General features: G+C 40.3%; 10 protein-coding genes. 7 read left to right on the top strand and 3 right to left on the bottom strand.

Translation table 11 applies throughout. The features are described from left to right. Positions 1-83 precede the first annotated feature (83 nt). From ACL6C3_RS08545 to ACL6C3_RS08520, 6 genes are read left to right on the top strand one after another with little or no spacing between them, the layout of a single operon-like run. Positions 84-1,415 carry a nucleotide sugar dehydrogenase gene (locus tag ACL6C3_RS08545; protein WP_413166738.1) on the top strand — a complete coding sequence of 444 codons (1,332 nt, stop codon included), beginning with the start codon at positions 84-86 and terminating at the stop codon, positions 1,413-1,415. Then, the gene (locus ACL6C3_RS08540; protein ID WP_413166737.1) at positions 1,412-2,356 is read left to right on the top strand and encodes a Gfo/Idh/MocA family protein; all 945 of its coding nucleotides are present in this window, start codon (positions 1,412-1,414) and stop codon (positions 2,354-2,356) included. The genes ACL6C3_RS08545 and ACL6C3_RS08540 overlap by 4 nt, the downstream gene beginning before the upstream one ends. Beyond that, positions 2,349-2,927, top strand: a complete 579-nt coding sequence (locus ACL6C3_RS08535) for an acyltransferase (protein ID WP_413166736.1) — start codon at positions 2,349-2,351, stop codon at positions 2,925-2,927. The genes ACL6C3_RS08540 and ACL6C3_RS08535 overlap by 8 nt, the downstream gene beginning before the upstream one ends. A 20-nt stretch (positions 2,928-2,947) precedes the next feature. After that, positions 2,948-4,111, top strand: a complete 1,164-nt coding sequence (locus ACL6C3_RS08530; RefSeq protein WP_413166735.1) for a DegT/DnrJ/EryC1/StrS family aminotransferase — start codon at positions 2,948-2,950, stop codon at positions 4,109-4,111. 53 nt (positions 4,112-4,164) lie between these two features. After that, the gene (locus ACL6C3_RS08525) at positions 4,165-5,457 is read left to right on the top strand and encodes a tetratricopeptide repeat-containing sulfotransferase family protein (RefSeq protein WP_413166734.1); all 1,293 of its coding nucleotides are present in this window, start codon (positions 4,165-4,167) and stop codon (positions 5,455-5,457) included. A 3-nt stretch (positions 5,458-5,460) separates the two neighbouring features. Continuing rightward, a complete protein-coding gene (locus tag ACL6C3_RS08520; RefSeq protein WP_413166733.1) occupies positions 5,461-7,812 on the top strand; it encodes a tetratricopeptide repeat protein in 2,352 nt (783 codons plus the stop codon). A 116-nt stretch (positions 7,813-7,928) separates the two neighbouring features. On the opposite strand, the gene ACL6C3_RS08515 is transcribed toward ACL6C3_RS08520, so the two are convergent. The 3 genes from ACL6C3_RS08515 to ACL6C3_RS08505 form a co-directional block, all read right to left on the bottom strand. Next, positions 7,929-8,564: a class I SAM-dependent methyltransferase gene (locus ACL6C3_RS08515; protein ID WP_413166732.1), complete on the bottom strand. Its 636-nt coding sequence runs from the start codon at positions 8,562-8,564 to the stop codon at positions 7,929-7,931. A gap of 29 nt (positions 8,565-8,593) precedes the next feature. Continuing rightward, entirely contained in the window at positions 8,594-9,457 is an 864-nt protein-coding gene (locus tag ACL6C3_RS08510; RefSeq protein ID WP_413166731.1) for a hypothetical protein, read from the bottom strand. A 105-nt stretch (positions 9,458-9,562) separates the two neighbouring features. Next, a complete protein-coding gene (locus ACL6C3_RS08505) occupies positions 9,563-11,422 on the bottom strand; it encodes a tetratricopeptide repeat protein (protein ID WP_413166730.1) in 1,860 nt (619 codons plus the stop codon). A 207-nt stretch (positions 11,423-11,629) separates the two neighbouring features. Between ACL6C3_RS08505 and ACL6C3_RS08500 the strand changes: the two genes are divergently transcribed. Further along, the gene (locus ACL6C3_RS08500) at positions 11,630-12,247 is read left to right on the top strand and encodes a Uma2 family endonuclease (RefSeq protein WP_413166729.1); all 618 of its coding nucleotides are present in this window, start codon (positions 11,630-11,632) and stop codon (positions 12,245-12,247) included. Positions 12,248-12,258 lie beyond the last annotated feature (11 nt).

Genomic DNA, 12,258 nt, shown 5'->3' with positions numbered 1-12,258 from the left:
AGTTTAAACTTAAATTTTATTACCCCGGTCAAAGCCAAGCTTTATGGTAGAATCAAACTTAGTTTTCAAAAAGTTTTAAAGCGATGATAGAAAGTCAAAAAATCCTATTGAATCAACTGAAAAACCAAATTGAAAATCGGACAGCAATTGTAGGAATTGTGGGGTTGGGATATGTGGGCTTACCTTTTGCTGTGGAGAAAACCAAGGTGGGTTTTCAAGTTTTAGGGGTGGAGCAAAATCCAGCAAGAACTGAAAAGGTGAATCAAGCCCAAAATTATATCAGTGATGTCAAAGATGAGGAGCTAAAGCAAGCGGTTGAAAGTGGAAAGTTGCGGGCTTTTACTGCGTTTGAACCGATTTCGGATGCCGATGTGATTGTGGTGTGTGTCCCCACCCCTTTAACGAAAAACCTGACACCGGATTTAAGCTATATTGAGAATGTGACAAAAGAAATTGCTCATCATTTACGGCCGGGACAGTTAATTTCTTTGGAATCTACAACCTATCCCGGAACCACCGACGAAGTAATGAAACCAATTTTGGAGAAAGTGAGCGGGCTAAAACAGGGAGAAGACTTTTTCCTGGCTCACTCCCCGGAACGGGTTGATCCGGGTAATAAAAGATATACCACAAAAAACACCAACAAAGTTGTGGGTGCTTCCGATGCCAGTTCATTGGCGGTGGCTACTTTATTCTATGCACAAACCATTGAACACGTTGTCCCGGTCAGCAGTGCGAAAGCGGCGGAGTTGGTTAAGGTTTTTGAGAATACCTTCAGGGCGGTTAATATTGCCTTGGTGAATGAGTTGGCAATGCTGTGTGATTGTATGAACCTGAACGTTTGGGAAGTATTGGATGCTGCCAATACCAAACCTTTTGGTATTATGCCCTTTTATCCTGGCCCGGGAGTGGGTGGACACTGTATTCCTTTAGACCCCCACTATTTGGAGTGGAAAGCCAAAGAATTTAATTTCAGCACCCACTTTATCGCATTGGCGGGGGAAATCAACAGAAAAATGCCCGAGTTTGTCCGCCACAAAGCTTGGCGAGTTCTAAATCAGATGGGGATTGCACCCAGTCGAGCTAAAATTTTGGTGATGGGAGCGGCTTACAAGAAGGATTTGGGAGATTGGCGGGAGTCACCGGCGATTGAGGTGATGGATGATTTGTTAGAGGATGGAGCCAAAGTGATGTACCATGACCCCTATGTGCCGGAAATTCAAGTGGGAGATTGTACATTGTCCTGCGTTGAACTCACAGAAGCGACCCTAAAGGCTGTAGACTTAGTTATAATTGCCACCGATCACAGCCAGATTGACTATGTTGATTTGGTTGAGAAGGCAAAAGCCGTTCTGGATACGCGGGGTGTCACTCGGCATTTAAACTGTAATCGGGAAAAGGTGACGTTGCTGTGAATCAAGTGATTGTCGTTGGGGCGGGAAATTGGGGCCGAAATTTGGTTAAAAACTTTTATCAGTTGGGAGCTTTGGCCGGAGTAGTAGAGCTTAACTCATCGTTACGAGAGCAATTTGCTCAAACTTATCCGGATGTTCCCACCTATGAAAAATATAACCAGGGGTTAGAAACCGATATACCCGCAGTGGTTTTGGCAACTCCCGCCCCAACTCATTATCAGTTAGCCCTGACTGCGTTGGGGGCGGGTAAGGATGTGTTTGTTGAGAAGCCGATGACTTTACAAGCCTCTGAAGCCCGACACTTGGCGGAATATGCTGAGGAAACGTCTCGGATATTGATGGTTGGTCATCTCCTGCTGTATCAACCTGCGATTAGCTGGATGCGGGACTATTTGGCGACGGGGAAAGCCGGAGAGGTGTTGCACGTCTCGACGCAACGGGTGAAACTGGGAAAAGTTCGGCGGGAAGAAAACGTTTGGTGGTCGTTTGCTCCCCATGATATCTCCGTAGTGTTGGACTTATTGGGACAGCCCGGGCTAACTGAGGTCAAAGCGAGCGGTCATGCGATGTTGCAGTCGGGAATAGAAGATAATGTTCATGTTGACTTGGGGTTTGAAGGCGGAAAAACGGCTCACATTCACTGTTCTTGGTACTGGCCTTTATTGACGAGAACGACGGTGGTAATTGCGGAAAAGCAAATGCTGGTTTATGATGAGGTCTTGCAAAAAATCACGGTTTATGATAAGGGCGTGGATGAGAATTTTAACAATCGGGATGAGGGAAGCTATGAGGTGGAAGTGGCAGATACTCAACCGTTGAAGATTGAATGTGAACATTTTTTAGACTGTGTTCAAACTCGAAAACGTCCCCGTTCAGATGGGTGGAATGGTGTGGCGGTGGTCAATATTTTAGAGAAAGCGACGGAGATGTTACATGGCTGAATATTTTGTCCATGAGTCAGCCTATGTCGATGATGGGGCTGAAGTGGGAGAAGGCACTAAGATTTGGCATTTTTGTCATGTGATGGGCAAAGCGAAAATTGGCAAAAACTGTTCTTTTGGGCAGAATGTTTTTGTCGCGAATAATGTTGTGATTGGGAATGGCTGCAAAATTCAGAATAACGTTTCTCTTTATGAGGGGGTTATTCTGGAGGATTATGTGTTTTGTGGCCCGAGTATGGTGTTTACCAATATTAAAACCCCCCGTTCTGAATTTCCCCGCAATACCAGTGATGATTATTTGAGAACTGTAATTAAACGGGGGGCGAGTATTGGGGCGAATGCCACGATTGTTTGCGGAATAACGCTGCATGAGTGCGCTTTTGTGGCGGCGGGGGCGGTGGTGACGAAGGATGTTCCGGCTTACGGAATGGTGGCGGGAGTACCGGCCAAACTTATCGGTTGGATGAGCGCCTACGGGGATGTGTTGGAGTTTGATGCTGAGGGGTACGCCGTTGATTCGATTGGCGTGAAGTATCGAAAGATTTCGGCTGTGGAAATTGAACAAGTTTAGAGTGAGGAGATTTGTTTAAAATGAGTCTGACTAAGATTCCGGTTTTGGATTTAAAGCCACAATACGACAGTATTAAAGGGGAGATTCAGGCGGCTATCAATCGGGTGATTGAGTCGAGTCAGTTTATCATGGGGCCTGATGTTAAGGAGTTTGAACGGGAGGTGGCGGCTTATCTGGGAGTCAAGTATGCTATTGGTGTTAATTCCGGTACGGATGCTTTGGTGATTGGTTTACGAGCCGCAGGAATTGGGGAAGGGGATGAGGTGATTACCACTCCTTTTTCTTTTTTTGCGACGGCGGAATCGATTAATAACGTCGGGGCGAAGGTGGTGTTTGCCGATATTGACGGGAGTACCTACAATATTGACCCCCAGCAGATTCGGGCCAAGATTACTCCCCGCACCAAGGCGATAATGCCTGTGCATTTGTATGGACAACCTGCGGCGATGGGGCAAATTATGGAGATTGCCCGGGAACAGGGTTTAAAGGTGATTGAGGATTGCGCCCAGTCTTTTGGGGCGAGGTATGCGGGTCAGTGTCAGTTGGATTGTGTTTGTCAGGAACAGACACGGGAGGCGATTAGTGGTAAGGCGACGGGTACGATTGGTGATGTGGGGGCTTTTTCCTTTTTCCCGTCTAAGAATTTGGGGGGTTATGGTGATGGGGGGATGATTGTCACGGATGATGAGCAAATCGCTGAAGTCGCTGGGATGTTGCGGGTGCATGGAGCGAAGAAGAAGTATCACAATGAGGTTTTGGGGTATAATTCCCGGTTGGATACGATTCAGGCGGCGATTCTGCGGGTGAAGTTGCAGTATATTGATAAGTGGAATCGGGGTCGGCGTCGGGTGGCTGAGGTGTATAATCGGTTATTGGCGGATGTGGAGGGTGTGGTGAGTCCGGGTTTTGCTGAGGGTCATGTGTTTCATCAGTATACGGTGCGGGTGACTGGCGGAAGGCGCGATGGGTTGAAGGAGTTTTTGGCAGAGCAGGGGATTGGGACTATGATCTATTATCCTGTGCCACAGGATCAGTTACCTGTTTATAAAGGCCAATATGAGGCTTGTCCGGTGAGTGATTTTGCGGCTCAGGAGGTGTTGAGTTTACCGATTTGGCCTGAGTTGGAGGAAGAAGTCATTACTCATATTGTAATTCAACTCAAACAAGGATTGCTATCTTGTTGAGTATCAAGTTTTCACAAAAAACGAATTAACTTTGTTTCAATAACTCAGTTTGAATGACTCAAAATCATTTAATTAAAACTGCTAACTCACTCAGACGACAAGGTAACTTAGACAAGTCCATTAAGCTATATCGTCAAGCGTTAGAGTTCAATCCAAAATGTTATTTGTTATATCAACTGTTAGCAGATGTATTAGCAGAAGTCGGCGATTTTGGCGAAGCGATTGTATGCTACTATCATGCTATAGAAATTCAGCCCAATTCAGCCCTTTGCCATTTAAAGTTAGGACAAGCTTTATTTAGGAAACAGCTATATGCTGAAGCTGTAAAAAGCTATCGTCGAGCCATTCAACTTAATTCCAGATTTCATTTAATACATAAATATTTAGGAGAAGCTTTAATTCAATTGGGGGAATTATCGCTGGCGGCTAAAACTTTTAGAGAAGCTTTGAATCTAAAACCGGATTCAGCAATTTATTATTATGGCTTGGGAGTGGCTTTGGGTCAGAGGCAAGAAGCATACAAATCTCTTTATCAAGCGATTCAAATTGACCCTAGAATTGCACACACTTATCAAAGTGCTTTGCATATTGATGATAAGAGTTGTATTAGCGATGTATCTTATCCTCAAGCAGTTTTTATTGCTGGATGCGGTCATAGTGGCACGTCGATAATGCTTAATATTTTGGGAAGCCATCCTTCAATATATCCAATCACTGAGGAAACTTATCTGTTAATAAAAAAACCAGACGTAATTCAGAATAATCTCCAAAAATGGAACGCTGAATGTCTACAAAAAAATAAAAGCATTTGGGTAGAAAAAACACCGATTCACATTTTGTATATTCAGAAAGCTTTTATCTACCGACCAAATTGTAAATTTATTCTAATGATCAGGGATGGACGTGACGTAGTTTGTTCTTTAAGAGTTCGAGAAGCCTATAAAGATATCTCAGCGGCTATTGATAGATGGATACATGATAACTTGTTTGGTTGGACTTATTGGAGCCATCCACAAGTCAAAGTTGTTAAATATGAAAACTTAGTTACAAGTCCAGAAGCAACCATCCGGGATATTTGTAATTTTTTAGGTGTATCATATACTGATGATGTTTTTAAATATTATCAGCATCCTAAGTTTTGGTATAGCTCTGAAATAACCAAGCCGAAAAATATAGACACTGCGGAAGATTACAAAAATCTAAGAAATTGGCAAATTAATCAGCCTTTATTTGATGGCAGAGGCCGATGGATAAAAGAAATGACAGAAGATGATAAGGTAATTTTTAAAGATAAAGCACAAAAGTATTTAGAACAATTTGGGTATACAGACGCTAATAGTTGGTAATTTATGGCTAAAGGGTCAATAGTTATGAGGCAAAACTTATATATCAAACAGGCAAGTCAACTGGAGAGACAAGGGAAGCAAGATGAAGCAATTGCTGTGTATAGGAAGGCGATTGAATTTAATCCGGGTTTTTCTTGGTATTATTATCGTTTAGGATTACTTCTTGCATCACAGGGGTGCTATGATGGAGCATTTTTTTATTTGAGTAGAGCGTGTGAAATCAATCCAAACTCTGCTTGTCACAATTATATGTTAAGTCAAGTTGTAAGTATAAGAAAAGGGCTATTGCCATATAAGGGCATCATTCAGGTATCTAATTCTCCTATAAAGGCTGGGACTAAAGTTGATGTAGGTGGTTTGTTTGAGGTATTAAATGTAAACAGAGATAATGATATTACAATATTAGAGCTTCATCTTGCCGCTATACAAGGAGAACAAGCGGTTCTAATAATAGCTGAAAAGGTAATTCCTCCAAGTCATACAGTAACATTGGCATGGGAAAAAATTGATACCTTAAAAATAACTGGAGCAAATAAAGCTGGCGTTGACCAACTTTGGATTCGTGTTAAAGATAATATTAGATGGTCTCAGTGGCGTTCAATAAAGTTTGAAACAGTTGATGATGATACTCCTCTTACTGCATCTCAATTTAAAGGTAGTGTATATGATCGCAAATCAAACAAAAATGGTCATCTTATAGAGGTAAGAATCGGGATTAATGATCAACCCAAAATTTGGCTCAATAATGTTTGCATAACTAACGATAGTAAAGTTTCTTTTAATCCGGCAATTAACGATAGGGGTGACTATGCTTATAGTGTACTAAATCATAATAGAAGTTCGGAATTATTTGTTAATGGAAGCAAAATTGATACTCCACATCAGTTTAACAAAATCCAAGCAATCAATGAAAACTATCTTTATTTTATTACTATTAATCGTACCTGGTCAGCCAGCGATCCCTCCTATTATGTAAGATATGATTTAGTTAATCGAAAGTCAAAATATAAGTCAATTAATCCACCGTGCATTCCTTTTTGTTTGTTTAAGAATGAGGAACTTGTGACAATTGTTGAATATAATCCTATGGATGATTTATATTCAATATCAGGTGTAAGCTCTGATTTCTCAAAACAACTTTACACTTTTGAAACCCAAAAGACGCTTGTATCTGTTCCTCAACTGTTTGGCGATCAAATACTAATAATTGATGGGGCGGATAGTCTCAAAGCAATGTTCTGTGCTTTAACGGTTATGTTTGGAGATCAATACGGCGAACCTTTTTCTTGGGGTAATGAAGATCACGGATTTTTAGCATGGAATCAAGCTTATAGGATAGCGGGCTTAAATCAGATTCATGCACTGACAAAAGATAAAAGAATAGAGAAAATTATAGAGCAAACTGTTTTGAACATAATGCAAAACTCTGATCCAGAAGGACTTTATTCTAGCACCAGATATAGCTACGATTTAAAGACTCCCGTATCTTCAAACATTGACAATGCAGTTATATATAAAGCAATGTTATCTAGCCGAGGTCAATTAACGAACCTAGATGAAGCGAAACTAATTTTTAAGGCTGAAAAAGCTTTTAGCTATTTTGAAAAGCAGTTCTACAATAATTTTTACCACTTTCCATATGCAGAACCCTATCGTTTCGATGGTATTGTTCAGCCTTGGAACTATCAAGCTGCTATGGGTATGGTTGCGGCGGAGCTTTATCAAGCTACTGGAAAGCAAAAATATTACGATAGAGTGGAAAGTATATTTAACTCTTTTATTAAAGAACTTGACCTGGTAGACGGAGTACATCTTTGGCACTACTGGCCTTGTGAATTTTATCAAGGTTGGGAGTTGGCTTCAGGAAAATCAACTATTACTCCTGTTTACACATCCTCTAATGATACTATATATGAAGATTCCTCTCACGCAAGAATTACAGCCAATTTTGTTCTTAATGCTGCTGAATTATTAGATACAAAGATACCAATTGATTTGGAGGCTATTGGCAATAATCTAGAAGTAAGCTACAACTCCTTTTCGCGTTTCATTTCTGGAAAAGAAGGTGCATATCCAGTTTCATACAAATATTTGCCCCTGTTTGTTGAAGCGGATAATATCGCTAAATATTTTACTAGAATTCATCCCAGTCATGGATTGTACAACTTTAAGCCTACGCACCTATGGGCTTATGCTTACGCTGCCCAGAAATTAAGAAATAATGATAGCGAACCTTTAAAGATTCAAATCTATTCCAGTAAATCTAGTGGCTTTATTATTGAAGATTCTTTTTCTTTATCTAACTTTAGTGAGATTACTGATTTTTACTTCAGTATTCGACCTACAAAGCTATAGTAAAATCAAAAAATTATTATCTCCTAGCCTTCATTTCAAGGGCAACAGCTAGAAGACAAATTCAATCTGAATTATATTGACAACAGGTAATAATAGAAATATCCAACGAATTGTAGCTAGATATTATGAAAAATGATCGCATATACGCCTGGATTGTCAAAAACAGTGTAAACAGGAAAAACTTCTTTTGCTAGGGACATAAAATCTTTATTCCAATCTTTCATAGAAGTTTTTTTTATCCATGAATCGTCATAAAAGCTCTTGCTTATAAACCAACAAAATATACCTCCTGGCTTAAGCAATCGCTTTTTGTTAGTCAAAATTTCACGACACTCTTCTTCATCTTCTATAAAAGTAGTTCCACCTTTATTCATTAGTATATCAATATTATTATCGAACTGACTGGCACGAGGGTCAAGCAAGAATTTTTGAACTGAATCTCCAATCCAAAGCTGTTCTGGATACTTTTCTTCGCACTGCTTTATCGCTGCTGTAGAACCATCAAGACCAATAAACCGAGAATCTTGATGAATCAGATTATGGGATATCAATTTTTCTTTAAAAAGCGCTAAATAATCTCCTTGTCCACATCCTACTTCTAAAACAGAGACTGGAAAATTAAACTTCATCAATGAAATTATCTGATCTAAGAACTTTTGTGCATTTGCATAAATTTCAAATAGCTTGCTGTTTTCAGAATACCTCTGATTGTAGCCCTTAAAAGTATCTAACTCGCGAGTATACAGAATCATATTTAAACCTCCTTTTTCTTAACCGTTAACTATAGCTGATGACCGTTCACAATTCCTGACCACCAACAGGGATGAATTAATAGCTGTGCCTTCTTGGTTCCATAGGTTTCAGCCATACTTGATATCATGGATCGAAAATTGCTTATAGAAAACTCTTGATTCCACTCTGTCCATTCGGGGGTGTCACGAGGAAATTTTCCTCCCCATTTCCCTCTACTTTCAGATATATAGGTATCTCTTTTCGTAAAATAAGCTTCATAAGTCAAGTTAAAATCAGACATCTTCAATGAGTTTAGTTGTAAGCTCCAATCATTATAAACAATTGTCCTGCCAGTTTCACTATCTTTTCTTGTACAATCACTAAAAATTTCATAATTGACAAAACCTAACTCCCTTGCAAGAATACTGCCGTGGCTGGCTGTACCCTTGATAGTTATGCCATTTTCAGAAAAAAATTCGATTTGGGCATACAGTAAATTTTCCGGCTTTTCTCTAATCCCTAAAGATGCAGTTACTAAATCATTATGAATTCCTATTTCATGCCCTAAATCAATAATTTGTTTACAATGATAAATGAAATCCGGATGATGGATTATTTTATTACCTTCAATATGACCATAATAGTTACTTTTAATATCCATGTTGTTTGGATGCAGCATAAAATAAGTTGACTGAATATCGTGCCGTTCCTCAACTATTGCCATTTGAATTGCATTTAATATAGAGAAATCCACGTCATGCCTCAAGAGTGTATATGTTTCTAATAAAGGATCGTATTTATCCATTGGTAATATAGGCTTTGGCAATAATGCAACTAAGTCATCAATGTAATCTATTCCTTTACCGTACATAATAACCTTCTTTAAATCCTTTGAATTAACGTTATAAAACATAATGAATTGTCCCAATATAGTATCAACGGTATAAAAGGCAAGCTCAAATATTTTCAGAGGTACTTTTCAAGGAAGTTTAGACTCATAATTTAGCCAGAGAAAACTTCAACAGAGCAGTTGCTTGATCGACGTAGTTGTTGTAACAGGAAAAAACTTTGACAAAATCTCCCAAGGATGATCCTGATTCACAACCAAACTACGCTTACCATAACGGTCAAATGTTGTCAAATTTTCCGCAAACTTGAGATCAACTGCACAACCTCCAATCTCCGCCATTTCAAATCCACAATGACCTATTTTAACCTCGTGATTATCAACATTAGCTACCACACAATTATTATAATCTAACATTTGCAAACCCAACTGAAAAAGTGTTTGAGTCATAGCACCATCCAAGCCTTGATTGATATCAAGTCCTTTCCATATACTAAAACCTAACTTATCCAGTAAAATCCTAGATAAACATCTTCCCATACCAATTGTTTCCCCAACCCGTGTTGGGTCTGCTACAACATTATATCCCGTCCACAAGATTAAATTTTCCTTACTGACATCAAAAAAATATCCATCCTTTAAGCCACAAAACACCATATTATTTTTAAGCTGACTGTCATAAAATTCAATTAAATTCTGAGAAATTAAATCATCAGAACCCACTATAATTACCCCATCAGGATCGTAATCAGCACATCGATTAATACCATGCTCCCACTTGGCACTTAGGGGTTTATTTGCATACTCAATATAATCAAATCCACAATCTTCACATAATTTGCGAGAAACATTTCCCTCAGAACCAACCGCCAGAAGCTCTAGCTGAATCTTGCCAGATAACTCTTTCTTAAGATGAGAGTAATAAGACAAAACAATCCTGGTCAACTCGGGTCTGCGCCATACACAAGTATAAATTACTATTTTGTTAATTCTTTTCTGTTTTTGACGTTCAACAATTTTACCACTCCCACCTTCAGAAAATTTGCTGATCACAGGCCCCCAAGTTTGTTCTACAGTTTTAGCCGCAATTAAATGGCGAATATGTTGAGTTGTCCTTAAAAAATCTTCGGCTTCCTGTAGTTGATTATTCTTGTGATAAGCTGCTCCCAATACAGGAAATACATCAGTTAAAATTGGGTTAGCCGCAATTATCTTTGAACAGCTATCGATTACTTGGTCGTATTCCTGCTTGAGCAGATGACTTTTAGCAGATTTGAATAAATTCTGCTCATATAAAGAAAATGCAGCACTTTCTTCAGGTTCAACCTGATTATTTTGAGTAACTTTCAAGCGATGATTTTCAGAAAAAGTAGAGCCAAATGTTTTATCTCTAGGCTCAGTAACCAGCCTTTTCCTAACCAGATTCGGTTGAATTTCCGCCGCCTTCTGATAACAAGCTATCGCCTCCTCTGTCCTCCCCAACTTCTCCAAAGCCTGACCCAAATTATAATGGGACCAATCAGAAATGGGGTTCAACTCCAACGCCTTCTGATAACAAGCGATCGCCTCCTCCAACTCCCCCTGCCTGAGCCGAGCATCTCCCAAATGATGATAATATTTATGCTGAGAATCATCGCGTTCAATCGCCCTGCGATAAGCCTCAACCGCCTCATCCCAACGCTTTAGACCCGCCAGAGCAATCCCCAACTCATAAAATACCTCCGGTTGATGGAGTTGCAACCCCAGCGCTTGCTGATAAGATGCGATCGCCTTTTCCCATTGTTGCTGCTTGGCGAAAACCTGACCCAAACAAATATGAGACCATCCCGCCCCAGGGTTCACCACCACCGCCTGACGAAACGCCTCAACCGCCTCATCCCAGCGTTTCAACTGACAAAGCGTTTCCCCCAAATTCTGATAAGCCCAATAGAAACCCGGATTTTCCTCAATAACCAGACGATAAGCCGCCACCGCTTCTTTGAGGTTGCCCGTTCGTAGCAATTGGTTTGCTTCCTGAAACTTACTGACCATCACTCAACTTTATCCTAGAATCGAGGGGGATATCTCCACCGCCAGAAATCTTACCACGTTCCGACACCAAAATTCGCTCAACACCAGAAACTTGATTCCGGCACTCCCACCCCGACGCATCCCGTCCCCCAAAAGTTTCCGGTTAAAATCAACAACTGTCGCCAAGCCCATTGAACCAAATCTCTGAGGAAGTGTATCGTTAAATGTATGCTCCCGACTAAAACCATGACCGAAACCCTACTCATCGAAAATACCCCCATTATTCTCCAGATGCAACCTGTCTTGGAAATGACAGACGAACAATTTTTTGAATTCTGTCAACTCAACCGAGAATACCATATTGAACGGACTGCTCACGGAGAATTAATGATTACGTCGCCCACCGGTTCGGAAACGGGAAACCGAAACTTTAAACTCTCCCAACAACTTGCCAACTGGACAGACGAAAATGGGACGGGAATTGGTTTCGATTCTTCCTCCGGTTTCAAGCTTCCAAATGGGGCAAATCGTTCACCGGATGCGGCTTGGATGACGTTAGAAAAATGGAATAAAATTCCCCCCGAACAACAGACAAAATTTGCTCCCGTTTGTCCGGATTTTGTTGTCGAACTTCGCTCTCCCAGCGATTCGTTACAACCTTTGCAAGATAAACTACAAGAATATATTGATAACGGTGCTTCTCTCGGATGGTTAATAGACCGGAAAAATCGCCAAGTTTACATCTATCGCCCTCAAACAAAAGTTGAATGTTTGGATAATCCTAAAACTCTGAGCGGCGATCGCATTTTACCCGGATTTTTGTTAAACCTAGAAAATATTTGGTAGAAAAAAACTCA

This window comes from Capilliphycus salinus ALCB114379 (assembly GCF_047276495.1).
In the GTDB taxonomy this organism is placed as follows: domain Bacteria; phylum Cyanobacteriota; class Cyanobacteriia; order Cyanobacteriales; family Microcoleaceae; genus Capilliphycus; species Capilliphycus salinus.
This window is presented reverse-complemented; position numbering and strand designations above follow the sequence as displayed.